Below are 24567 nucleotides of genomic sequence, written 5' to 3'. Positions count from 1 at the left end.
ATCACGCTTTGAATGTCGGATAGTTCGCCCATGACGGCTGACTTTCACATGAAAACCGATTTGGATCACCTGCCACTGCGCAAACGCCGCGTTTTGGAACAGGTCGTTGATATCCTGTTAGAAGATTTCAATGAAAAGATCACAACAGCCACAAGCGAGCGACGCAAGCGGGGGCGGGTGTTGAAAATCATCCTGTTCGGCAGCCATGCGCGTGGTGATTGGGTCGAGGATCGCACTAGCGGTTATTTTTCTGATTATGACTTGCTGATTATCGTCAATGGCAAAGAGTTCACGGATGTCGCCACCTATTGGACGGCGGCCGAGGATCGTTTGTTGCTACTGTGCAAGGGCGAAAGCAGTGTGCCGCAGTTCATCGTACATACGTTGGATGAGGTGAACAGCCAGCTTAAAGTCGGGCAGTATTTTTTCAGTGATATCGTGACCGATGGGATTTTGTTGCATGAGCTGCGGGAAAAAACGCCCAGCGGTAAAGTGCGCCGTTTGGTGAAACCTATGCCGCCTGATGAAGCAACGGCTAAGAAGATTGCGCAGGAATATTATGAGCTGTGGAGTAAAAGGGCGAATGATGCGGTGTTTATGGCACGTGCTGCAATATCAGGTAATAAATATAATGAGGCTGCATTCAACCTGCACCAAGCCACCGAACGTGCCTATAACGCTTACCTCTTAACCCATACGCTTTATTCCCCTGCCACGCACAACATCAAAACCCTGCGTTCGCGCTGCGAAGACATGGAACCAAGCCTGCGTCCCATCTGGCCCCGAGACACCCGCCAATCCCGCCGCCATTTTGAACTGCTGAAAAAAGCCTACGTGGAAGCGCGATATTCAAAGCATTACAAGATTACGGCTGAGGAATTAGAATGGCTGAGTGAACGGGTGGAGGCTTTGATTGAGGCTGTGGATTTGGCTTGTGAGGGCTTTTTGAGGGGTTGAGGCAACTATGCATCTTCAATAAAGAGCTCTTTAATGTGATCCGCAACGATTCCGACCTGGGAAACATTACCATGCCTATTCTCGCCCCCGTACTTTTCAGGACAGTGCTTGAGTAGGTCGTATTCATTAACATATAGGATGAATTTCTCACCCAACGGGGTAGATAGATTATATTTCAATAATACTAACTCACTTTCTGATAGCTGTGCTCTGACAATATTTGTGTAGAATTTTTTGTTAGGTATTTCAGAAGTATGAACGTATTTTATGATATTGTATATTATCCTAAAATATCCCCCTAGGTCATCAGTATTGCCATCGTACATGTTTAAATACTCGGTCGCAATCTCTTGCTGATTGTCACTACTGTAATATGTCATGCTTGGTGTTAGGTTTGCTAACTCGTCTCTACCTTTTCTTGGGATGGTTCCATCTTTACTAATAGGTCCGGTAATATCCTGAATATAATCGTTAAAAACCTTGAGCATTTGAAAGAAGGTTTCTTCAAACATCTGCTTTTGCATCTGCTGGTTTTGCAGTTCCATCTGCTCACGTTGCGCTTTGATTTCTTCACGCGTTCCCGAAACCTCTTCGCGTTGCAATTTAAGCTCGTTGCGTTGCAATTTCAGTTCCCGTTGCTGGAAAATCATTGTGCCGATTAAACCTGCGAAGGCGAGCCCTGTGAACAGCGATGTTATTGCACCAAACATGTCCCCTGCGGGGCCAGCCTTGGTTGTATCCCCTGAAAATATAGCAAGCATCACGAGCGCGTTGCCTAGCCATAAAAGCAAGATAATCAATGACAGATATAGGAAGAAAAATAGTGGTCTTCGATTGAACTCTATGCGGGCTTTACGAAAAATGCGTGTTTGATGGAGTGAATGTTTTGATCCCAATATAATGATCCTGATTTTAATATAACAAAGTCTTTTAAAAGTATAACAAGACTACAGCAGTCTTAACCAAATGCAAGTTTGCACATGCGATGAACTAACCGTCTGGATGGGTTTCCATATAAAGCCAAACCATGCGGTCGCAAAACCATGTTTTGGCAATCATTATGATAGATACACCGAAGATTGTGGCCCATAGGTTTAGAACAATTAATCCGTAGGTCAGGGCAATCAATCCGATAACAGATAGGACATGCGTTGCTGTTAGGATGCCATTATGGTGTGCTGGTATAGGGTGTGATTTGCGGTTCAGATAGTGACGTTCCCCCAATGTAACGCGCGATGCCCAGTTTTTCGTAGATAACGGTTTGCCAAAGGCGCGTGGATTGTACCACGTCCATACTATGGTGAGGGCAATAGGGATCAGGCACCACCAGCCCAGCCAAACGCGGCTCCAGATTGCGAGGGATAATAAGGGGAGGATGGTGAAGCGGGTGTAAACGCTTAGGGGGTTTGCATGGTGTTCCCAAGTTGCGTCATCCATTGTCATCAATCGTTCCGCAGCTTTGAAAAAATCCATTATCGCAATCCTAAATCAGCCAATGCTATTTCTAAATCTTTGGGTAAATTATCATCAGATGCCCGCCCTTGTGGCAAGTCTGATGGCGCATCATCTGCGGTTAAATATCGCCATCCCTGAAATGGGCGACGTTGAGCTGCGGTTGTGCGGATCAATTCAGGCGCAAGTTTAATTCCACAGCGTCTGATCCCATCTTGGCCGATGATTTCATCAAAGCCTATGATCACTTGGCGCGCTTGGATAAAGCCCTTGATGACCCAATACATCGAGCCACCCTTTAGGATTTCGGGCTCGCGTTTTGGCCACATGCGGGTGATGTGCAACGAATGGTCGCGGTTTAATTCTATGCGGCGATTGGCTTGCCATTCGCCTAGCGTTTCGACGCTTTCGCTGCCCACGCTGAGTTTTATAAGGTTTACATATTCAGTCATTTTTTTACGTTAATCTGCGCTTACAGAATTGACCAGAGCTTAACAAAAGTTTACGATATGTTCTCTACCTCTTGAATCGAAAGAATAATCATATGAGCCGTTTTGCCGCCCCTATTGCTGAACAAATTTGGGACATGAAGTACCGTTTTAAAGATGCGGAAGGCAAACCGATTGATGAAACTGTCGAAGATACGTGGCACCGCATTGCGGGTGCATTGGCCTCTGTTGAAAAGTCCCCATCTGAATGGGAACCTAAGTTTTACAGTGCTTTAGAGGATTTTAAATTCCTGCCAGCGGGCCGTATTATTGCGGGTGCTGGTACGGAACGGTCTGTGACTTTGTTCAATTGCTTTGTGATGGGCACGATCCCAGATACGATGGGTGGCATTTTTGATATGCTCAAAGAAGCAGCGCTTACAATGCAGCAGGGTGGCGGTATTGGGTACGATTTCTCTACACTTCGTCCAAAAGGTGCTTTTGTAAAAGGTGTGTCTGCGGATGCGAGTGGCCCACTGTCATTCATGGATGTATGGGATGCGATGTGCCGCACGATTATGTCTGCGGGATCGCGCCGTGGCGCAATGATGGCGACGATGCGTTGCGATCATCCTGATGTGGAACAGTTTATTGAAGCAAAACAAGACAGTGCGCGTTTGCGTATGTTCAATTTGTCAGTTTTGATTACAGATGATTTTATGGAATCCGTGAAAGCCAACGGGTCTTGGGACTTAAAATTCGGAGACAAAATTTACAAAACTGTAAATGCGTTGGATTTGTGGAACCAAATCATGCGCGCCACGTATGATTATGCCGAGCCAGGTGTGATTTTCATTGATCGCATCAATCAAAAGAACAATCTGCATTATTGCGAAAGTATTGCTGCTACGAACCCATGTGGGGAACAACCGCTGCCACCATACGGTGCATGTTTACTGGGTTCCATTAATTTTGCACGTTTGGTGAAAGACCCGTTTGAAAATGGTGCGGATCTGGATACGGCTGCATTGGATGATTTGGTGCGCACAGCCGTGCGTATGATGGATAACGTGGTGGATGCATCACGTTTCCCACTGGATGCACAAGCACAAGAGGCGAATGCGAAACGCCGTATTGGGTTGGGTGTTACAGGTTTGGCTGATGCCTTGTTGATGGTTGGTCAGCGTTATGGATCGGAAGAGGCTGCAAAGATCACTGAAGATTGGATGAACCGTGTGGCGCGTGCTGCATATTTGGCATCTGCTGATTTGGCTGCGGAAAAAGGTGCGTTCCCATTATATGATCAGGATGCATTTTTAGCCTCTGAAACGATGATGGAAATGGATGCAGATGTGCGCGATGCGATTGCGGGAAAAGGTATTCGTAATGCACTGCTGACATCCATTGCGCCAACAGGCACGATTTCACTTTATGCGGGTAATGTATCCAGCGGTATCGAACCTGTATTTGCTTATTCTTATACGCGTAAAGTTTTGCAAAAAGATGGCTCGCGAACTGAAGAAGAAGTCGTGGATTACGCGGTAGAGATGTGGCGTGAGAAGTTTGGTGATAAAGCTTTGCCAGATTATTTCACCAATGCACAGACTTTGGCACCATTAGATCACGTGCGGATGCAATCGGCTGCGCAAAAATGGATCGATAGTTCTATATCAAAGACGATTAACTGCCCAGAAGACATTAGCTTTGATGATTTCAAAGAGGTTTATATGGCGGCATGGGATCAAGGCTGTAAGGGATGTACAACTTATCGTCCGAATGATGTCACAGGCTCTGTTCTGTCTGTGTCTGAGGCAGAAGAAAAAGCACCAGAGGTGGATACGGGTGCAGATGTTGTGTATTTATCTGAGCCGCTCAGTCGCCCTGAATCGTTGGAAGGGCACACGTATAAAATCAAATGGCCAGAAAATGAGCATGCGATTTATATTACGATCAATGATGTGATCGAAAACGATAAACGACGCCCATTTGAAGTGTTCATTAACTCCAAAAATATGGAACACTATGCATGGACATTGGCACTGACACGTATGGTGTCAGCCGTATTCCGTCGTGGGGGGGATGTGTCATTCGTTGTGGAAGAGTTGAAAGCCGTATTCGATCCACGTGGCGGGGCATGGGTTGGTGGCAAATACATCCCATCTATTCTGGCTGCTATTGGCGGTGTCATTGAACAACACATGATCCGCATTGGGTTCATTGGATCCGAAGGTGGTCACTTAAAGTCTGATCCACAAGCTGAAGTCGTAGCCGTTGGTGAACGTCCCAAAGGCCCTGCATGCCCATCCTGCGGCCAGTATGGAAGTATGCGTATGGTCGAGGGCTGTATGACTTGTGGGGATTGTGGTTACTCTAAGTGCAGCTGATACTATTGTGTGAAATTGCAAATGTGTGGATTTAGATATCACTAAGGAATGTGTTTGCTATACCAATACCGTCAATTATTGGCACCAATATCATTATCATGACAGTATTTTAGGATATAATCTTGCACAACTATTTCCACTGTAGTGACTGGATTGTATATAATCGTTTTCAAGTTGAGCAGTATAAGTACAATCTATGGATATTTCTTCTGATCGGTACCCTGTTGTAATCCATGTCCCATTTACAAAGGATTGCAAAGGTATTTTTCGTTTGTAAGTTTCTTCATATTTCCAAATGGCTTTTGTAGAATCGTACTCAATTGGGGGGCCGATAATCTTTGTGACTTCGGCAATGTTTGCACCATTAAATTGTGTTTTCCGAGCTGCTATTTCTTCTTGTGAAATAAAACAGCCTGATAAAAAAGATGTAAAAAAACTTATAAATAAAGAAAACCGCATCGTTCAAACAACCTTCTAATAAGTAATTTCCAAAGTATATTATCTCTGTATGAAGCGGTACAATAATTTCCTTTATCATAATATGAGCGAGTTTTCTCCCATTAGGTACGCATAAAGATTTTCATCTGTACATAAACTTGTTGTGAACGTTATGCATGGAACAAGTTTGCGAATTTACACTTAGTTATTTCGCGTATTTCTTATTTATACGCTCCCTGTTCTGAAGAAGATTTTGTTATGGTTTTTTTGAAGTTACCCTATTGGGTAAGCAGTGTATTTTTGTGCGTTTTGATGGTGTCGAACCTTAATGCACAAGAGGCTGAAGTGGTTGAAAATGATCTGATTTTTGAGAATTTTAAAGACTGGACTTATAGATGCCAAAAGTATGAGGCAAACAGTAAAGGTGTAAACATATGCGAACTTGGACAATCTGTTCAGGTAGAGCAAGATGGAAAACCAATTGAAGTTTTAAATATATCATTATCAAAAGCAGATGATAAAGCTGGTAAAGTAGACTGGGCACTTATCATCTTAACGCCGCTAGATGTGCATTTACCATCAGATTTTGGTCTTAAATTAGGGGCGCGAAAGCCAATCGTGACCCGTTACCGAAATTGTACGTCATTAGGATGTTGGGTCGTTGTTCCAGTTACAGCGAATGTTTTAGCAGGCTTAAAGAAAGCACGTGAGGGTGCTGGCTTTTTCAGACTTACAGATGGTCAGGTCGTCAAAGTTGTCTTTTCCTTACAAGGTTTTACTCAGGCATATAATAAGTTGACGTCACAAGGTGCGAACTAATGAAGAATAGCGCACTTGCATTTTGTATCTGTATCATAGGCAGTTCAGCATATGCCCAAACTGCTGTTGATCTTGCTGCACAACAGGCACAACAAATTCAACGCGAACAGGCACAGCGGCAAAGCCAACAAACGCCAGAGGCTCCGTCTGCACCAAGACTAACAGCACCTGCCATAGCAGAGAAATCTGCTCAGGAACGATGTATAGATGTCCGTAAAATAGTTGTATCTGGCGTTTCTTTGATAAGGCCTGATAGACTTCAGACAGTTCTTTCACAGTTTGAGCATCAGTGTTTAGGGCTTGCACAGATCAACTCTGTTTTGGAAACGGTCACATTTACTTATATCAAAAAAGGATACGTGACTTCGCGGGCATATTTACCGCAGCAAGATATATCCGATGGAACGTTAGATGTTGTTGTCGTTGAGGGAAAGCTAGAAGATATCTTGATCAATCAAGATGAAAAATCTGTAGGTAAGCATCGCAATACAGCGTTCCCTGGCTTGATTGGAAAACCTCTAAATTTACGAGATATTGAGCAAGGCTTAGAGCAAATGGGTCGTCTCAGATCTGTTGATGCTAGAATGGAAATTGGTGCAGGTTCAGAGAATGGTGGTTCGGTTTTATCTGTAACAAGGCGCGCTGGACGTCCATGGCATGCGTCATTGCATTTAGATAATTTAGGGAGCCAAAGTACAGGTGAATATCAAAGTTCTCTGCGCTTTGGAGCCGATGATCTATTTGGTCTTAATGATAGCCTCACGTTATCTTATCAACGTTCAATGGAAAAGCATCCTTTTGCTTTTATGTCAGGGCGACCAAACGGAGATACACTTACTGCAGGCATAGAAATTCCTTATGGGTATTGGACCTTTGGCTTTAGCGGAAGTTATAATAAATACCGTTCGCAAATTGCGGGTGCCGTTTCAAGCCTCGACACTTCGGGTAATTCAACATCGGCACGTTTATACGCAAGTCGTGTTTTGCATCGCAATCAAATATCGAAGACTACGCTAACGGGTGATATTACTTGGAAAGATACGCAAAGTTTCATTCTAGGAAATTTGATTGATGTCTCAAGCCGCAGTTTATCCGTCGCAGGTTTAAACCTTTCGCATGCGCGGCAACTTTGGGGCGGGCAAGCATCCGCGTCTATCGGTTACAATCAAGGTTTAAAACTGTTTGGCGCATTTAATGATAATACGGCACCAACTGGATCACCAAAAGGGCAGTTTAAAAAGGCAACTGTTTCATTAAATTATGTACGCGCGTTCGAGATGGCAGGACAGCAGTTTATTTTTCGCAACGCGCTGTATTCTCAATGGTCGGATGATCTGCTTTTCAGCACAGAACAGCATTCTTTAGGCGGGCCGTTCAGTATTGTCGGCGTGGATTCTGCTGTGCTTTTTGGCAATCGCTCAGCCAGTTACCGTGCTGAACTATCAGCCCCAATGCCTGCAATGAAAAACACAAAGTTTTCGAAAATATTCGGCAATCTGGAACCCTATGTTGCATTCGATGTTGGCCGCGTTTGGGGTAGCCCAGATCAAGGTATTTCTGCAGGTACACTCGGCGGGACAGCAATCGGTCTGCGAACACGCAGAGGCAAAGTGAATTTAGACATTAGTTATGCTGATTTGGTTGTTGCACCTGACAGCCTTGCAAACATCAAAAGCCAATCTGGCGTTTTATATGTAACCGCATCGGTTGCGTTTTAGGAGGTATTTTTATGACTTTTAAGGCACATACACAAAATAAAAAACGTTCAAAGTCTTATGCCACTGGGCTGTATGTACAGCCGACAGGTCTGGCAAAAATATTGCGAAACACAACTGGTGGGATTATGTGTTTTTTGATGGCGGCAGAACCTTTGCTAGCACAAGCCGCGCAAATTCAAGCTGATACGACTGCACCTATTCATGCACCTAACGTATATCAGGCTGGGAATGGTGTCACGACTGTTGATATTGTGGCTCCTAATGCTTCAGGTTTATCGCACAATCAATATGAAACCTTTAATGTTGATCAAAACGGTGTAATTTTAAACAATTCAACATCGCCGTTATCTCAATCACAATTAGGGGGGTTGCTGGAGGGCAATTCTAACTTATCGGGCACTGGCTCGGCTTCTGTTATTTTAAACGAAGTTACAGGGGCAGGCCGATCTGCTCTTGAGGGTGCGTTAGAGGTACATGGGCGTGCTGCAGATGTTGTGATTGCAAACGTTAATGGTATTACATGTAATGGATGTGGTTTTATAAACACACCACGTGTAAGCCTTTCAACAGGCCGCGTCGAATTAAACGCCAGAGGCGGGTTATCAGGGTTTCAGGTCGATGGTGGTGATGTTCAAATTGGCGAGAATGGTGCAAATCTAAAGTCCTCGCAAATTTTCGATATTGTGTCTCGCAAAATCAAAATAGATGGACCTGTTGCTGCGGGCGGAGATTTAAATTTGATCGCTGGGCGTAACGCTTATGATTATAAGTCAGGTACAGCCACATCCCTTGGCCCTGATGGTGATGAGCCGAGCATTGCAATTGACAGCTCTCTCTTGGGTGGCATGTATGCAGGGCGTATCAAAATCTTGTCTACAGATGCTGGTTCAGGCGTCAATATGCGCGGCCAAATGGCCTCAAACACAGGAGAAATGTCCCTGACTGCTGACGGTCGATTGGTTCTTGGGAAAGTGCAATCTAAGGGGACTATCAAAGCAAAATCTCAAAATGGAACCATTGAAGTAAAACGCACTCTATTTTCTGACCAAGCGGTGACGCTTCAAGGATTAAGCGCTGTAGATATATCGGATAATGCGCTTGTTGCTTCAAAAGGCGATGTGACAATCGAAAGCGCAAATATTTCTATAGGACCTGATGCAATTGTTGCAGCCGGTGTACAGCAGGATGGTACTCAAACCTCGGCAGGTGTTTTAACATTACATGCAGATCAATCGATTGCAGCAAGTGACAGCCAATTGGCTGCTGGCAAACATGTTGATTTAGCCGCTTCCCAAATTGATATCAGCCATTCTGATACTACAAATGCAGAGACGCTGCGGTCGCTTGGTTCGATTACGATTGAAGCTGATACCGTTATGGCACGAAAAGCACGCATAAAATCGGGCGGTGTTATACATGTCAAATCGGACAACGATGTTAGCATTACTGGTGGTGACTTTGCATCTGTTCAAGGTGTGCGTATTGAAGCGGAAAATATATCAAACTCAGGATCATTTGAAACACAAGCGGATATAATCCTGCGTGGTAATTCAGGAGAAGTCGTTACATCTGGGCGGCTGGCCGCTGCCACTGGTTTGAAAGTGACGGCTGAGACTGCTGCAACCAATTCAGGCGCGTTAATTTCAGAAAGAAACTTAGAGATCACAACGCAAAATGCATTTAGGAATACTGATGCAGGTGTGATCGTTTCCGGTGCCAATCTAACATTGGATACAGGCTCTATAAGCAATTCAGGTGAACTGGGTGCACAAGGTGGAGATTTAACACTTACAACTGCAGAAAGCCTGACAAACGGCGGTAAGATACTGAGCACTGGCGTGACCACGCTAACATTACCAGGTGCAGTAAATAATACGCAAAACGGTTTGATTAACGGTGGCACTGGTTTGGTTGTGTCAGCAAATACATTGAATAACGCAGGTCGTATCGGTTCTGCAAATGGTGCGCTGGATGCTGAAATTCAAGGAAATATTTCTAATACTGGATTGTTATATTCAGGCACCTCATCTGCGTATAAACTGGATGGCTCCTTTGATAATATCGATGCGGATATTTTGGCCGAGGATAATATTATTATAACGGGTTTAATGAATGATCGTTCTGGTGCTTTATTAAATTCATCTGGCACAATAGAAGCCGTTAATGGCGATATCGACCTTAATGTTGCATCACTTAACAATCAGCGCACAAATCTAGTCGTATCAGAAAATGTTAGCTCAGAGGTAAGCCAATCTGGTAATGTGACGACAACTGTAGAAACCCGTACGCAAACATTACAGGATAGTACCCCTGCGGCTCAAATCCTGGCAGGAGGATCGGTGGATATTAACACAGATTCTGTTCGGAATAGTCACAGTCAGATTTCTGCAAATGAGAATGTAAGCATAAATGCAGGGACTGTCACAAATGAAGGCACTGACCTAACTGAGACAGTTGTGACTACAACGGATACATTGAATTCTGTAAGATATTGTAGAAGACGTATTTTTGGGTTCTGTATCAGTCGTGGCACTCGATATTTTACGACAACAACTCAGGACACTGAAAGCTCTACTAAAGGCGCTGTATTTGGCACCATTGAGGCAGGTAAATCTCTAACGGCTAATGTGGAAGGATATTTGAATAATAATGCCGTACGTTCTGGTGTCGCACAAATTGGCCTTTCTTCTGGTGATCGCGCGCTAAATGGCGCTTCTGAAAGTTCTAGCACGCAAACGAATGCACTTAGGGAACAAGAAAACCTGATTGTAACTATCGAAGGTTTGCTTAATCGGTCAGCGATCTTCGACACACCATCTGATCCAGAGGCACCGTTCCTAATTGAAACGCGTCCAGAGTTTATACAACCGGGGCAATTTTTAGGGTCCGATTATTTTTTAGATCGGGTTGGCGGATATGGTCCAGATATTACTTTACGTCGTTTTGGCGATGCGTATATCGAAGGCCGCCTTATTCGTGAACAATTATTTGCCTTAACTGGGCACCGTAATATCACAGCAGGTGCCAGTGATTATGAACAGATGAAAACGTTGTATAATAATGCAATAGATGAACAGGCAAACTTAAACTTAACATTTGGAACCGCTTTAACGCCTAGTCAAATTGCAGGGTTATCATCCGATATTATATGGCTTGAAACCCAAACGGTACGGGGTGAACAGGTGCTGGTGCCTCGGGTTTATTTATCTGGTGCAACGCGCGCAAATGTTGATGTAGCAGGTGGGCAAATCAGAGCGGGTACAACAGATATCCAAACTGCGTCTTTATTCAATTCAGGGGCTATTTCTGGAGAGAATGGATTAAATATTAAAGCAACTGATGCTATATTGAATCAAGGTGGCAGATTGTTTTCTGCTGCTGATATCACGATTGATAGTGGTGCAATTTTTGCCAATACCTCTGGCGAAGTTGTTGCTAATGGCAATGTGCAAATTGCAGCTGGGTTGATCATTAATGATACAGCAAAAATACGTGATACCACACCATCTGGCATCAGTGATCGTATCCAGCAAATAGGACGTATCGAGGCGGGTAAAAACGTCCAGATTGATGCATCTGAAACAGTGACATCTACGGGGGGTGAGTTTGTATCGGGTGAAACGACAACGATCACAGCAGGGCAAAATATTGAAATCGGTAGCCTTGTTTTAGAAAACGCACGTAAAGACACATTTGATGGGGGCTATGACAGCAGCTATGATTTGATGAATAGATTGTCATCTTTAAAAGCTGGCAAAGATTTAAATATCTCAGCAGGACAAGATCTAATCCTGCAGGGTGTACGCGCAAAAGCAAAAGAGGATGCGGCCTTAGATGCCAAAGGCGAAATCATCATTTCGAGTGTTCAGGATCAACATCAGTCAGACCTAAATTTAAAGATTGAGACAGGAGGCCTGTTCGGAACGAAAACCGAAATCCGCAAACAAGAACAATCAACAGAAACTGTAAAATCTGTCGTTCTTTCTGGCAATGATATTATTGCGACCTCTGCCGAGAAAGACATTACAGTTAAAGCTTCGCGATTGGAAAGCGATGGTGAAACTGTTCTGAGCGCTGAAGAAGGCAAAGTTGCTTTACTTACAGAAACCGACAGCAGTTTTACACAAGATTATATACGCGAAGAAGACCTATTTTGGTGGAATGAAGCGGACAAAGGTGAGCGACGCGAAACTATTGAAACCGTGGAAATCATCTCAGGTGGCGGCCTTCGCATTAACGCTGGCAACGGAATTATCGTTGAGTATGAAGCACATGAGAACCTTAATGATGCTATTGCAGAACTCTCACAAGTTCCGAGTTTGGCATGGGTTGCTGATCTAAAAACAAATCCAAATGTGGATTGGCGTGCAGTAGAAGCCACAGTCGAAGAATGGGACTATGAGTCCCAAGGTTTGACACAGGCTGGTGCTTTGTTGATTACAGCAATCACAACCTTTGCAACAGGCGGGTTTGGTGTTGGTGGTGCAGGGGGGCTTGTGAATGGTATCGCAAGTAATATTGCTGGCGGGCTTGGTATTGCTGCTGAAAACGTAGCATTGAATGCTGCAATTAATGCAGGTGTAACAACACTCGTAAATCAGTCCGCAGTAGCGCTTGTAAACAACCAGGGTAACTTAGGCGATGCATTACAACAGCTGGGATCATCAGAAAGCCTTCGCAGCCTATTAACATCGATTGTATCCGCTGGGTTTACTGCGGGTTTAACGGATGTTGTAGGTTTAGGCGACTTTAACCCAAAGACTGCGACAGCTCTTCAGAATGCCACATATAAATTACAATCTGGGCTTCTACATGCTTCGGTCAATGCCACTGTTGATACAGCTATTAATGGCGGTAATTTGGGCGATAACCTTGTTAAAGGGTGGAGCACGGCTGCGATTACGGCAGGGCTTGCTGGTGTACAGCAACAGATCGGTGACTTTGGCGTTGCGAATGGTATCCCAGAAGGCGCTTTTCCAAAAATTCTAAGCCATGCTGTTGCAGGGGGCTTAGCCTCTGAATTGGCTGGTGGTAGCTTTGCTGATGGTGCACTTGCTGGAGGTTTGGCAGAAGCGACAGGGCCACTTGTGGGTGCGTCTGGTTTGCAACCCGAGGCCCAAATCAGATTGCAACGTTTAATTGGTACCGCTGCTGTCCTGCTAAGAGGAGGGGATGTCGAAGGCGCTGGCCTTGCAGGTGGATTTGCGGCTTCTGCGCATGAAAATAATTATCTGAATCATGAACAGCTTATCGAGGCGAAAGAAGCACAGGATGAATTATTCCGCTGTAGAAATGGCTTTTTTGCGGGGTGCTCTGACGAGAAAATAGCTGCTTTGGCTGCCCAGGTTGATGCATATAAGGCTCTATCGGTAACACAAAGTGCTCGATTGCTTGCTGCTTGTGAAAGTGGTGCAGCAAGCTGTGCAGATATGGTGCGGGATGCCACTGAATTTGTACAAGAAGTTTCACGTGACCGCATTTTGGGCATGAGTGGTGGTTTGGGAATTAGTAAGCCAGGCGCTGATCAATTTTATGTATCCGCTGGTGATCAATTTAATTTGGAAACCCCTGTAAATTTAGATGCATTGGCTGTGCGTAATTATCAAAAAGCACTTGATGGTGAAATTAGCTTTGATGAAGCGACAGCGAATATTAAAGCATCTGCGCTGAACCACGAAAGCGGTACAAAACTATTTGTGGGTGGTGTGCAAGTTGTAGGTGGCCTAGCAGCATTAGCAGCATGTCCTGAAACAGGTGGTTTAACTTGTGCAGCTTTAGTGGGCCTTGCTGGTGCAAACACTGTGATCGGAGGGAACATTGCATCTGAGGGCATTGCTCAACTGCTTTCTGGTGAAGATGAACGTACACTCATCGAGGATACGCTGATTAATGAACTTGGCTATTCACCAGAGATTGCGGCTGAATATGTGCATAACGCAGAGCTATTGGTGGGCATTGCTGACTTTGGCGCAGGTGGTGTCCTTTTATTAAAGAATGCAGTTGGTAAAACGGCGCAAGTGCCTATTCGTAATGGAAACTTAGAAAATTTAAATAGTGTTACGAATAGAACACTAGACGATATTCTCCCTAATGGTGACATTCCTACTTCTCGCTCTGAATTTGATGAGTGGGTATCTAGTTTATCGGTTGATGACATTGGTAAAATATGGAAAGATCCTGATTTGAAGTCAGATTTTAAGGATATGATCAGACCAGGTGGTAGGCATGAATGGTGTATGTGCGATCATTATGATCAATTTGCTGCATGGGGTCTCAGTGTTGATGATGTCCGAAGCCTTTCAACGGCAACAGGTGATTTGAGATGGACTGTGCCCAACGATGTCGCAAAGATTGGTGGTCAAACTGGCGGACATATTAGCTCTCCCATTAATGCTCCATTTACAGGCAGCACAACATTCCATAATGAATTGAGTGAGTTGATTTCAAACAGCCCTGATATGAATAGTTTTTGGGGCTCATTGCCAGCTTTTGCAGAGCGCTGGAGCATTGATCCAAGTTTACTACCGAGGAGGCCTAATTAATGCCAAGAAGTATTATTGACGACGTCTTAAGTATAAATGAACCAGAGCAATATTCTGAAATACAGAATGTTGAAACATTGTTTCATAATGCTCTAGAGCAAAATCAATTAAAGCAGATACTTGAAAAGTTTCCTCTTTCAGAACACGTATACAATTTTATTTTTTCACAAGTATTAAATTATGAACAATTAAAACCTAGGTGGGAAGAAGAGCTTTTAAATGAAATCAACACTATGATTAATTTACTTCCTCCTGGGAAATTATCATTGTTAAATAAATTTGTTTTGGGTGAAGTAAATTATGATACCGACGAAATGTTTACGCTGCGTGGAGAAATGGGTAAAGTAATTCGGAAACGAACAATTGATAACATTTCGGCGCATGAACGCGCGTTTCTAAATGACTTCTTCTTTGGTGTGGATTTTACCCATTGGAGCAAGTGGTCGATTATGTTTCAATATACGAAAATAGAATTTAGTTTGCCAAACATATTACTGGCTCGCAGAAATGGGGTGGATTTTTGTATAGATGGGCAGGTTTTAATACTCGGTAAACAAAAATGTTAGCTTTTGAGTTGGTAGAGTCTGTTGCTTAAATCGTCAAAGTGGTCATATGAGTGAAATCGTTGGCTTACAGGGCAATAAGTATAAAGTATTATTTACTAAGGGATGATTTAGAGCTGCCTAATCGGTGGTTTCTTGGAGATATTCGTAATGTAGACAACTGGGGTTTTAGTGATCCTACACCTTACTTCATGGAGCCAGCGATATACACGCTAGATGTTTATCGCAAAGGTACGGAGATGGATTATACCGTAACTGAAGCATTTGGTGTTCCTGTTCTTAGTCAAAAAGCCAAGGAGGCGCTTTCTGGTTTGCCAGAGATTGATGAACCCTATTATCACACTGTTTTGGAACCTGTTAACTTAGAGGGTATGTCAGTTGAGCAAGATTATTTTTTGATGATAATTGAGACACAGATTGACTGTGTAGATGAAGAACTGTCTGACTTTCAGAAGTATTTAGTCGATGATCCAGTTCGGCCAGATAAGGCAGGCAATACAGTACGTTCTTTAATCTAGTGGTGGACCCTTCGAAAACTGAAGGGAAACATATCTTCCGTCTCAAGAAACACCTTGGTTCGATTATTGTCAGCGAAGAGGTTAAGCGTCGTTTTGAGGATATTGGCGTGACGGGTGCTATTTTTGAGTCTGTCAACGGTGATGAGCAGACAGTGGCTTGATAAACTCCGACTGTTATATAATAGCTGGAGTTTTGATAAAGCTGAGGCGTAGCGTGAAACAGGTGATTTTCCTCAAGGCGCTATTCAATGTATTGGGGCACGTAGTCGGTATATCGAAGCTCAAGGCACATTTATGCAAGCCAATCGTGACTTGGGCGACGCAGGTTATGTTAATGCGTTCGGCGATGTGTTTGACGAGGTTCAGGCGGAATTCCAGTCTAACCCAGGTTTGCGTCAGCAATTTAATGACGATCAGTTAAAAGCTTTGGAAGCGGGCAGTGCGAAGATTCCGAATTATACATGGCATCATCATCAGGACGCAGGTAGAATGCAGTTGGTTAGGCAAAGATTGCATAATCAGACAGGTCATATCGGCGGAGAAGCCATCAATCAGGGGCGATGAATGGAAGGTTTACGGATATATGATAAGAATAATTCTGATGATTTAGGATTTATTGAGGACTGCTATATCTGCTCTGCTATCACCTTGCCCGAACTCGAACAATGGTGTGTGCATGTGGCCCAAATACTGGATGATCCTCCACATTTTATCTTTGACCTCATGGAGGTCAAAGTCCGTGGGGACGCAATCCCCATTTCAAGGGTCGTTGGTTTTTCTCCTTCTTTGGGCGCAACAGATGCCGAGCTCGATGCTATCAGCGGTATTGCAGTCGCACGAGGTACACAAATCACAGGTGACTTTGATAAAACTATTTCTGATGAGGCTGCTATGCGGGCTCTTAAAGAGAATCCACATATTGCAGATTGGTTTCGAAAGCTGTTTCCGTTTTTGGAGCTTGAATATTAAATCAATGGATATGTTATCCTAAACTACCATATTCGTCTTATTAAAAGCATTTGATGGTGAGATTAGCTTTGATGGGGCGACAGCGAATATCAAAGCATCTGCGCTTAACCACGAAAGCGGTACAAAACTATTCATTGGTGGTGTACAAGTTGTAGGTGGCCTAGCAGCATTAGCAGCATGTCCTGAAAAAGGTGGTTTAACTTGTGCAGCTTTAGTTGGTCTTGCTGCTGAAAACACTGTAATTGGGGGCAACATTGCGTCTGAGGGAATTGCTCAACTGCTTTCTGGTGACGATGAACGCACACTTATCGAGAATACGCTGATCAATGAACTTGGTTGCACACCAGAGATTGCGGCTGAATATGTTCGTAATGCAGAATTATTGGTGGGTATCGCTGGTCTTGGTGCAGGTGGAGTGCTTCTTTTAAAGAATGCAGTGGCTGCTACGATTATAGATTTTGCTGCAGAATAATATATCCAAAACACAATTTTGAAACTCTATGCTTTAAAGCACAACAAGTTTGATTGCGTATGCGACAATTCCTAATATTGTTACGCTGGCACACCAAATAGCGATGAACCATAGCAGCTTTCTTGTAGTATTCTGTACCATCAATGGTATCCCTCTGATGGGTCAATTTTACCGCGGAAAACCCAATATGCATAAGCCGTATAAGCTAAAATCATAGGTATAAGTATGACTGTACCGACCAATGCAAAAGCAAGGCTTTCATCAGGTGCTGCCGCTTCTGCAATGCTTAAGGATGGTGGGACGATGTTAGGGTAAAAACTGATCCCAATGCCTGCAAAGCAAAGTATGAAAATTGCAAGGGTGGATAAGAAAGGCGAGATATCCTTGTTGGTCTTTAACCCCCAAAACAAACGATAGGCTGCATAGGTCAATAAGATTGGCACAACAGCACTATATCCCAATTGAGGCCAAGAAAACCAACGGTCGAAATAAACTGGGTTTTGTAAAGGTGTGAATAGGCTGACAACGCCGATCAACGCCAATGTGATAAACGCTAATGGCCAGCTGAACGATTGCATTTGTTCTTGCAGATCAGATGATGTTTTCATCACAAGCCACGTAGATCCAAGAAGGGCATATCCAAACACGACAGCCACGCCAGTCAGGATTGAAAAAGCTGTCAGCCAATCCCACCAACCGCCCGCATAAGCGCGGTCGGCGACTTCGATGCCTTGCACCAATGCGCCCAATGCGATGCCTTGGCAGAGGGCCGCTACAAATGATCCGCCTGCAAATGCGAAATCCCAAACACCCTTCCAACGTTCTGTGCGCCATCGATATTCAAATGCAACACCACGAAAAACAAGTGCAAGCAGCATAAGTGTTATCGGCATATAAAGGGCGGGCATGACGACAGCATAGGCCAACGGGAAAACTGCAAATAGTCCACCACCACCCATGACCAACCACGTTTCATTCCCGTCCCAAACAGGGGCTACGGAATTCATCATCGTATCGCGGTCTTGATCTGTTTCTGCGAAGGGAAATAGAATTCCAATTCCCAAATCGAAACCGTCTAAGATGACATAAGTTAAAACGGCAAAGGCAATAATTGCGGCCCAAATTGTTGCAAGATCAAACATCATCGGATCCTTTCGCAGTCAGTTGGATTTGTTGAACAGGTGTAATACCTGCAGCCCTGATGGGGCCATCGCGTAAGCCCAATCGTTTTGTATCAGGAGCTTTGTTCATCATACGTAAAATGTAAAATGTACCAGCACCAAAGACAAAGAAGTAAACGATAATAAAAGCAATAAGAGATGCTGCCACTGCAGGCGCTTCAATGGGTGCAAGTGAATCGCTGGTGCGCAAAAGCCCATAAACTGTAAAAGGTTGCCGCCCAACTTCGGTTGTGACCCATCCTGCCAGTACAGCGACAAACCCACTTGGGCCCATTATGATTGCAACGCGGTGCAACCATTTAGCATCGTATAAGCAGCCGCGAAAGCGTGCCCATAAGCTCCATATACCAACGCCCAACATAGCAAACCCGATGGAAACCATTATGCGGAAGCTCCAGAAAACGATTGCCACAGGTGGTTCATCTTCATCAGGTATGGTGTCCAAACCATCAAGCGGAGCATTCAGATCATGTTTTAAGATCAGGGATGACAGTTTCGGGATTTCAATCGCATAATCAATCCGTTTTTCTTTGGGATTTGGAATGCCAAACAGGATCAGTGGTGCACCTTCTGGGTGACTGTCATAATGACCTTCCATTGCCATAATTTTCACAGGCTGATGTTCGAGAGTATTTAGGCCGTGGAGGTCACCCACGAATATCTGCACGGGGGCTACGAGTGCGGCCATCCATAATGCCATAGAGAACATAATACGAGTTGCGGGGTTGGTGCGATCTTTTAATAAATGCCATGCCGCAACAGCCCCCACTACGAATGAGGTGGTTAAAAAGGCTGCGATGACCATATGAACCAAACGATATGGAAAAGAAGGGTTGAAAACGATAGCCCACCAATTTGTCGGGATAAATTGGCCATCTTCATTGATGGCAAAACCTGCAGGTGTCTGCATCCACGAGTTCACAGATAAAATCCAAGTGGCAGACATCAAAGTACCAAAGGCAACCATTGCTGTTGCGAACATGTGAAGCTTATCGCCTACACGTTCGCGGCCGAATAACATGATACCAAGAAAGCCAGCTTCAAGAAAAAATGCGGATAACACTTCGTATGCCATCAGTGGCCCAATGATAGGTCCAGCTTTGTCAGAGAATACAGACCAGTTAGTGCCAAATTGATATGACATCACAATGCCTGATACGACCCCCATAGCGAATGCCATTGCGAATATCTTTTTCCAATATTCAAAAAGCACGCGATAATTTTCATTGCGTGTTTTTAACCATAGCGCATTTAAGACAGCTAAAAAACTTGCCAATCCAATGGAAAAACTTGGGAAAATAATATGAAACGATACTGTGAATGCGAATTGCATACGTGCTAAAACTTCAGCTGTGAACATCTCAGACATTGGGATACCTACAAAAGTTATATTTGTAAGCAGTATGTATTCTCCTGATCATGCTTCGACATATCACTTTATGTCGCACAGCTTATGGATCGAATTGACGAGTGACATAAATTAAGCGTTACTGTGTGTTAAGTGGACTTAAATAGCCAAAAACAGCTGATAAGCTGGATTTTACATGCGACAATAAAGGACATCATTATGCCGACTTACCCGATTGATATGACGCAAAAACCCGAAGTCAAAGCCTTCTTTGATGAGGATACAAACACGATTTCCTATGTTGTAAAAGATCCGGCATCCAAGGCTTGCGCTATTATAGATTCGGTTATGGATATTGATTATGCAGCGGGGCGTATCACATACGAACATGCTGATGCGATGATCGCTCATATTCGTAATAATGATCTGGACTTGCAGTGGATTATTGAAACGCATGTGCATGCAGATCATTTGTCGGCAGCACCCTATATCCAAGAAAAACTTGGCGGTAAAATGGGGATTGGTGAAAATATCACAATCATTCAAGACACATTTGGTAAAGTGTTTAATGAGGGCACAGAATTTCAACGTGATGGCAGCCAGTTTGACGCTTTGTTCACAGAAAACTCTACATATCAGATTGGTAATCTGAAAGCTTTCACAATGCATACGCCAGGCCACACACCTGCCTGTATGGTTCATGTGATTGGCGATGCCGCTTTTGTCGGTGACACCTTATTCATGCCCGATGGAGGCTCGGCCCGTTGTGATTTTCCTGGTGGGTCAGCCGAAGAATTATACGATTCAATCCAAAAGGTTTTAAGTCTACCTGATGAAATGCGTTTGTTTATGTGTCATGATTACGGGCCGAACGGGCGCGATATTGAATGGGAAACATCCGTTGGGGATGAACGTATACACAACATTCATGTCGGGGCCGGAAAGACTAAAGAAGACTTCGTGAAATTTCGTACAGAGCGTGATGCTCAACTGGCGATGCCAAAATTAATCATACCTGCATTGCAAGTGAATATGCGGGCAGGAGAAGTTCCAGAAGACGATAATGGTAATCCAGTTTTAAAAGTACCGTTGAACGGTTTATGATTGTTTTAAAGTATAGCGAACAAACAAAAAGATAACATTTGATTTACCCAGAGCTCAGCAATATTGAACATAGTTGGCTTAGGTAATACTAACCGCTATATTATATTTTAATCGCCAATTTTTGTTGGAGCAATAATCATCCAAAAATCATTATTTGCCTTTATTTGGAAATATTCAAAGAAAGAACAGTTTGTCTTACTTGCTGTAACCGCCTGCTTATTCCCATTGTTATATCTAACATTGGAATTACCCAAACGCATTATCAACGATGCCATCGGAGCGGAAACGGATGTCGTTGATTTCTATGGTTTTGAACTTGAACAAATCCCGTTCCTAGGGGTGCTCTGCATTTTATTCCTAGTCGCAATTCTTGGGCATGGGTTGTTGAAAATGCGAATTAATACGATGAAGGGCATCTTGTCGGAACGTATGTTACGACGTTTTAGATATTCCTTGATTTCGCGTATTTTACGGTTCCCGCAACCTTATTTCAGACGGACATCACAAGCCGAACTTGTGTCTATGGCTACTGCCGAAGCGGAACCATTGGGTGGCTTGATGGGGGACGCTTTGGCACAACCTGTTTTGCAAGCAGGCCAGATGATTACAATTTTGGCATTCCTGTTCATGCAAAGTTTTTGGTTGGGCCTTGCTGCAGTCGCACTTATTCCTTTGCAAGCCTGGTTGATCCCAAAGTTACAAAGACAGGTTAACCTGCTGAACAAAGAACGCATCCAAGAAGTGCGAAAGCTTGCAGCCGAAATTGGTGAAAATGCAGCGGGTGCAAGTTCGCTGCGTACGAATGGCGGATGGCGTTATCGTATGGCGAAGATTTCTAAACGGCTTGGCATCTTGTTTGATATCCGTTTTCAGATTTACCAAAAGAAGTTCTTTATGAAGTTCATCAACAACTTCATTACTCAGCTGACACCCTTTTTCTTTTTCTCTGTTGGTGGCTTCTTGGTCATTAAAGGTAATTTAACACTTGGCGCACTTGTTGCTGGTTTAGCGGCTTATAAGGATTTGTCGGGGCCTTGGAAGGAACTGTTAGCCTATTATAACCAAGTCCAAGACATGAGTTTGCGTTGGACTATTATAACGCAGCGTTTTGCACCGAAAGGTATGGTCGCAGAAAGCTTATTTGAAGATGAGCCAGAAATTCTTAAACGGCTTTCAGGTGACATTATCTTGAAGGATGTAACGGTTCGCGATGTGGATGGCGATATTGTGCTTGATGATCTGAACGCAGCTTTACCAAAAGGAAGTACAATTGGGATCACCAGCGATAGCGAAGCTGACAGGCGCGCTATCGCAGATTTATTGACCCGCGAGATTGTGCCATCACGGGGCAATGTAACAATTGCAAATGATAATATGGCGAGTTTACATCAAGCGGTTATTGCTGCGCGTATTGGACATATAAACTCTCGACCGCATGTGTTCTCAGGCACAGTAGGGCAAAATGTAACAATGCCGTTGCACCGTAAACCTAATGTGAATCCGAATTATGTAGACGAAAAATTTAAGAAGCCCCGTATAGAAGCACTAAAGTCCGGCAATAGTGCGGATGATCTTAATGCCGATTGGCTAGATCCTAAAATAGCGGGATATAAAACGGATGCAGATATCGGTGATTGGTGGCTAAAGCTGGTCGATGGCTTAGGCTCTGGTAATGCTTTATTCCGTCGTGGTGTCGATCAACCTTTTCAAGAAAAGTATCACCCAGAATTAGCCGCAAAGTTAATTGAGCTACGTCCGTTGATTGCTGAAAAGATAGAGAAAGCAGGTTTGGAAAAGCTTTATTTCCGATTTGACGAAGAGAAATACAACCCAGAACTTCCATTGGCTGGAAACCTTTTGTTTGCAACGCCACGTCTGAAAATATCACAACAAAAGCTCGCAGATCGAGCTGGTTTTTTGGATTTGCTTCGTGAGCTTGATCTTGCAGAAAGCCTGTTAAAGTTATCGCAAGATGTCATCCAGATGTTGACCCGAACTTTTGGCCAAGATGGTACAGACCACCCGTTATTTCAGAAGATTAACCTTGATCCAGAATTTTATGACCGCGCGATCGAGCTAACACGCAAAAGCCGTGTGAATGGTGGTGATCCGTTAAGTGAGGAAGAACTTGCACTGCTTCTGACTGTGCCATTTAGTATCTCAGCGGAACAGATTGGCGCTATTTTTACGGATGAAATGAAAGAGCATATTTTGATGTTGCGTCGAAATAAAGCATCACAAATTCAACCGCGTTTTAATGATTTATTTGCACCAATAGCACCCAATAAATTCGTATCAAGCCTAACTGTCTTAGAGAATGCATTGTACGGGAAGCTATCAAAAGAAGCGGGTAGCAAAACGGATGTATTAAAAAAACTGGTTGCAGACACGCTTTTGGACGCTGGGTTGAAACGTCTTGTCGCTGAGCTGATTTATGATTTTGAAACGGGGTTAGATGGTGCAGGGCTATCGAGCTTTTTTGAACAGCGTATCGCGTTCAATCGTGCGATGATTAAACGTCCTGATATTATAATTTTAGAACGTGCATTGATGAGTTCAGAACCTGAAACACGTGCTGGATTACCCCGCAAAATGCGAGAGTTTTTACCAGATGCGACGATCATTTTCATTGATGAGAAATTTGCTGATGAAACGGAGTTCGATATTTTGATCGAATTGGAAGATGGGCGTATTACAACCAATGAAATTACGCAGACATCAAACATTGATGATGCAGCAAATACTGATCTGACCAATAAAATGAGAGCATTGTCTAAGCCCGATATGTTTAAAGGATTGGACCGTAAGCAATTACGTCTATTGGCATTTGGTGCACGTTGGTACAAAGCATCAGCGGGTGACACGATTTTCCAGCGTGGTGATGATGGTTCTGATGGCGCCTATCTGTTGATTGAAGGCGAAGCTGGATTGTATTATCCGAATTCAGGCCGCGAAACTGATTTGATATCAACAGTTGTGCCTGGGCGTCTGGTTGGTGACATAACATTGATCCGTGGTGAAAACAGGTGGCTGGACATGCGCGCACACACAGACGTGGTTGCGCTACGCGTTGGTCGTGATGATTTCTTATCTGTTGTTGAACATGATGCATCAACAGCAATGAGCTTGCTTAAAACTGTGTCTGGCTATTTGATGGATGTCACGGAACGCAGGAATAACCCAGAAGACCAGAGTTAACCACGCCCACGATATGTTGGTACACCTTGATCTGGAATCCACACGTCTTTTGGCGCTTCACCAGTTTGATAGAATACATCAATGGGAATGCCGCCTCGTGGATACCAATACCCACCAATACGGAGCCAAATAGGGTCTAGGAATTCTTCTAAACGTCGCCCGATTGAAACGGTGCAATCTTCGTGGAATGCACCGTGATTGCGGAATGATCCAAGATAAAGTTTCAAGGATTTGCTTTCGACCAAGAACTTATTCGGGATGTAATCGATCACAAGATGCGCGAAATCTGGTTGGCCTGTCATAGGACAAAGCGATGTGAATTCTGGCGCTGTGAACCGCACTGCATAACGCACACCTGCTTGTGGGTTTTCCACACGCTCCAATTCAGCTTCTTCTGGATTTGTTGGCAGGACTGTATCGCCGCCAAGTTGTTTCAGATTGCTGTAGATTGTTTCTTCACTCATAGGATTGATCCT

Annotated in this window: 20 protein-coding genes; 12 read left to right on the top strand and 8 right to left on the bottom strand. The window is 43.9% G+C overall.

Going from position 1 to position 24567, the window contains the following annotated elements:
• Nucleotides 1-30 precede the first annotated feature (30 nt).
• Entirely contained in the window at nucleotides 31-957 is a 927-nt protein-coding gene (locus F9L33_RS10180; protein ID WP_226804079.1) for a HEPN domain-containing protein, read from the top strand.
• A 5-nt stretch (nucleotides 958-962) separates the two neighbouring features.
• Here F9L33_RS10180 and F9L33_RS10175 read toward each other — a convergent pair whose 3' ends face one another.
• The 3 genes from F9L33_RS10175 to F9L33_RS10165 all read right to left on the bottom strand — a co-directional run bounded on the left by F9L33_RS10175 (nucleotide 963) and on the right by F9L33_RS10165 (nucleotide 2861).
• Complete coding sequence (locus F9L33_RS10175; RefSeq protein ID WP_152142681.1) at nucleotides 963-1718, bottom strand: putative phage abortive infection protein; 756 nt, start codon at nucleotides 1716-1718, stop codon at nucleotides 963-965.
• A gap of 229 nt (nucleotides 1719-1947) precedes the next feature.
• Nucleotides 1948-2430, bottom strand: a complete 483-nt coding sequence (locus F9L33_RS10170; protein WP_152142680.1) for a DUF6653 family protein — start codon at nucleotides 2428-2430, stop codon at nucleotides 1948-1950.
• Nucleotides 2430-2861, bottom strand: a complete 432-nt coding sequence (locus F9L33_RS10165) for a DUF1489 family protein (protein ID WP_152142679.1) — start codon at nucleotides 2859-2861, stop codon at nucleotides 2430-2432. Before F9L33_RS10165 ends, F9L33_RS10170 begins: the two co-directional genes overlap by 1 nt.
• 92 nt (nucleotides 2862-2953) lie before the next feature.
• Between F9L33_RS10165 and F9L33_RS10160 the strand changes: the two genes are divergently transcribed.
• Nucleotides 2954-5221 carry an adenosylcobalamin-dependent ribonucleoside-diphosphate reductase gene (locus F9L33_RS10160; RefSeq protein WP_152142678.1) on the top strand — a complete coding sequence of 756 codons (2268 nt, stop codon included), beginning with the start codon at nucleotides 2954-2956 and terminating at the stop codon, nucleotides 5219-5221.
• 96 nt (nucleotides 5222-5317) lie between these two features.
• Here F9L33_RS10160 and F9L33_RS10155 read toward each other — a convergent pair whose 3' ends face one another.
• Nucleotides 5318-5680, bottom strand: a complete 363-nt coding sequence (locus tag F9L33_RS10155; RefSeq protein ID WP_152142677.1) for a hypothetical protein — start codon at nucleotides 5678-5680, stop codon at nucleotides 5318-5320.
• 237 nt (nucleotides 5681-5917) lie between these two features.
• On the opposite strand from F9L33_RS10155, the gene F9L33_RS10150 reads away from it, so the two are divergent.
• From F9L33_RS10150 to F9L33_RS10120, 8 genes are all read left to right on the top strand, one after another.
• A complete protein-coding gene (locus F9L33_RS10150) occupies nucleotides 5918-6478 on the top strand; it encodes an invasion associated locus B family protein (RefSeq protein ID WP_152142676.1) in 561 nt (186 codons plus the stop codon).
• On the top strand, nucleotides 6478-8196 hold the full coding sequence (locus F9L33_RS10145) for a ShlB/FhaC/HecB family hemolysin secretion/activation protein (protein WP_152142675.1): 1719 nt from the start codon (nucleotides 6478-6480) through the stop codon (nucleotides 8194-8196). Before F9L33_RS10150 ends, F9L33_RS10145 begins: the two co-directional genes overlap by 1 nt.
• A gap of 11 nt (nucleotides 8197-8207) precedes the next feature.
• On the top strand, nucleotides 8208-14738 hold the full coding sequence (locus F9L33_RS10140) for a DUF637 domain-containing protein (RefSeq protein WP_152142674.1): 6531 nt from the start codon (nucleotides 8208-8210) through the stop codon (nucleotides 14736-14738).
• Entirely contained in the window at nucleotides 14738-15304 is a 567-nt protein-coding gene (locus F9L33_RS10135; protein ID WP_152142673.1) for a hypothetical protein, read from the top strand. The genes F9L33_RS10140 and F9L33_RS10135 overlap by 1 nt, the downstream gene beginning before the upstream one ends.
• A 236-nt stretch (nucleotides 15305-15540) precedes the next feature.
• The gene (locus F9L33_RS15910) at nucleotides 15541-15819 is read left to right on the top strand and encodes a hypothetical protein (protein WP_226804078.1); all 279 of its coding nucleotides are present in this window, start codon (nucleotides 15541-15543) and stop codon (nucleotides 15817-15819) included.
• On the top strand, nucleotides 15819-15980 hold the full coding sequence (locus F9L33_RS16065) for an imm11 family protein (protein WP_370452113.1): 162 nt from the start codon (nucleotides 15819-15821) through the stop codon (nucleotides 15978-15980). Before F9L33_RS15910 ends, F9L33_RS16065 begins: the two co-directional genes overlap by 1 nt.
• Nucleotides 15981-16113: 133 nt before the next feature.
• Nucleotides 16114-16383: an HNH endonuclease gene (locus F9L33_RS10125; protein ID WP_152142672.1), complete on the top strand. Its 270-nt coding sequence runs from the start codon at nucleotides 16114-16116 to the stop codon at nucleotides 16381-16383.
• Entirely contained in the window at nucleotides 16384-16788 is a 405-nt protein-coding gene (locus tag F9L33_RS10120; protein WP_152142671.1) for a hypothetical protein, read from the top strand.
• 505 nt (nucleotides 16789-17293) lie between these two features.
• Here F9L33_RS10120 and F9L33_RS10115 read toward each other — a convergent pair.
• The 3 genes from F9L33_RS10115 to F9L33_RS10105 are packed head-to-tail and all read right to left on the bottom strand — an operon-like array spanning nucleotide 17294 to nucleotide 19810.
• The gene (locus F9L33_RS10115; RefSeq protein WP_152142670.1) at nucleotides 17294-17401 is read right to left on the bottom strand and encodes a DUF2474 family protein; all 108 of its coding nucleotides are present in this window, start codon (nucleotides 17399-17401) and stop codon (nucleotides 17294-17296) included.
• Complete coding sequence (gene cydB, locus F9L33_RS10110) at nucleotides 17401-18405, bottom strand: cytochrome d ubiquinol oxidase subunit II (RefSeq protein ID WP_193222016.1); 1005 nt, start codon at nucleotides 18403-18405, stop codon at nucleotides 17401-17403. Before cydB ends, F9L33_RS10115 begins: the two co-directional genes overlap by 1 nt.
• Nucleotides 18395-19810 carry a cytochrome ubiquinol oxidase subunit I gene (locus F9L33_RS10105; protein WP_152142668.1) on the bottom strand — a complete coding sequence of 472 codons (1416 nt, stop codon included), beginning with the start codon at nucleotides 19808-19810 and terminating at the stop codon, nucleotides 18395-18397. The genes cydB and F9L33_RS10105 overlap by 11 nt, the downstream gene beginning before the upstream one ends.
• Nucleotides 19811-20008: 198 nt before the next feature.
• On the opposite strand from F9L33_RS10105, the gene F9L33_RS10100 reads away from it, so the two are divergent.
• Nucleotides 20009-20893, top strand: a complete 885-nt coding sequence (locus tag F9L33_RS10100; protein ID WP_152142667.1) for an MBL fold metallo-hydrolase — start codon at nucleotides 20009-20011, stop codon at nucleotides 20891-20893.
• Nucleotides 20894-21118: 225 nt separating this feature from the next.
• Nucleotides 21119-24091 (top strand): ABC transporter transmembrane domain-containing protein, encoded by a 2973-nt coding sequence (locus tag F9L33_RS10095; protein ID WP_226804077.1) that lies wholly within the window; start codon nucleotides 21119-21121, stop codon nucleotides 24089-24091.
• On the opposite strand, the gene queF is transcribed toward F9L33_RS10095, so the two are convergent.
• Nucleotides 24088-24555, bottom strand: coding sequence for a preQ(1) synthase (gene queF / locus F9L33_RS10090; RefSeq protein WP_152142665.1), 468 nt, complete (start codon nucleotides 24553-24555; stop codon nucleotides 24088-24090). The genes F9L33_RS10095 and queF overlap by 4 nt on opposite strands.
• Nucleotides 24556-24567: the final 12 nt, after the last annotated feature.

The sequence above is a fragment of the Amylibacter sp. SFDW26 genome (assembly GCF_009184395.1).
Lineage (GTDB): Bacteria > Pseudomonadota > Alphaproteobacteria > Rhodobacterales > Rhodobacteraceae > Amylibacter.
Note: the sequence above shows the minus strand (reverse complement) of the source record. Positions and strands in the feature narration are given on the sequence as shown.

Coding starts and splice junctions, on each gene's coding strand:
- F9L33_RS10155 (WP_152142677.1), bottom strand. CDS start 5,680: ATGCGGTTTTCTTTATTTATAAGTTTTTTTACATCTTTTTTATCAGGC.
- F9L33_RS10115 (WP_152142670.1), bottom strand. CDS start 17,401: ATGGTACAGAATACTACAAGAAAGCTGCTATGGTTCATCGCTATTTGG.
- F9L33_RS10170 (WP_152142680.1), bottom strand. CDS start 2,430: ATGGATTTTTTCAAAGCTGCGGAACGATTGATGACAATGGATGACGCA.
- F9L33_RS10175 (WP_152142681.1), bottom strand. CDS start 1,718: ATGCTTGCTATATTTTCAGGGGATACAACCAAGGCTGGCCCCGCAGGG.
- F9L33_RS10145 (WP_152142675.1), top strand. CDS start 6,478: ATGAAGAATAGCGCACTTGCATTTTGTATCTGTATCATAGGCAGTTCA.
- F9L33_RS15910 (WP_226804078.1), top strand. CDS start 15,541: ATGGATTATACCGTAACTGAAGCATTTGGTGTTCCTGTTCTTAGTCAA.
- F9L33_RS10100 (WP_152142667.1), top strand. CDS start 20,009: ATGCCGACTTACCCGATTGATATGACGCAAAAACCCGAAGTCAAAGCC.
- cydB (WP_193222016.1), bottom strand. CDS start 18,405: ATGATGTTTGATCTTGCAACAATTTGGGCCGCAATTATTGCCTTTGCC.
- F9L33_RS10165 (WP_152142679.1), bottom strand. CDS start 2,861: ATGACTGAATATGTAAACCTTATAAAACTCAGCGTGGGCAGCGAAAGC.
- F9L33_RS10105 (WP_152142668.1), bottom strand. CDS start 19,810: ATGTCTGAGATGTTCACAGCTGAAGTTTTAGCACGTATGCAATTCGCA.
- F9L33_RS10135 (WP_152142673.1), top strand. CDS start 14,738: ATGCCAAGAAGTATTATTGACGACGTCTTAAGTATAAATGAACCAGAG.
- F9L33_RS10180 (WP_226804079.1), top strand. CDS start 31: ATGACGGCTGACTTTCACATGAAAACCGATTTGGATCACCTGCCACTG.
- F9L33_RS10120 (WP_152142671.1), top strand. CDS start 16,384: ATGGAAGGTTTACGGATATATGATAAGAATAATTCTGATGATTTAGGA.
- F9L33_RS10150 (WP_152142676.1), top strand. CDS start 5,918: ATGGTTTTTTTGAAGTTACCCTATTGGGTAAGCAGTGTATTTTTGTGC.
- F9L33_RS10160 (WP_152142678.1), top strand. CDS start 2,954: ATGAGCCGTTTTGCCGCCCCTATTGCTGAACAAATTTGGGACATGAAG.
- queF (WP_152142665.1), bottom strand. CDS start 24,555: ATGAGTGAAGAAACAATCTACAGCAATCTGAAACAACTTGGCGGCGAT.
- F9L33_RS10140 (WP_152142674.1), top strand. CDS start 8,208: ATGACTTTTAAGGCACATACACAAAATAAAAAACGTTCAAAGTCTTAT.
- F9L33_RS10125 (WP_152142672.1), top strand. CDS start 16,114: ATGCAAGCCAATCGTGACTTGGGCGACGCAGGTTATGTTAATGCGTTC.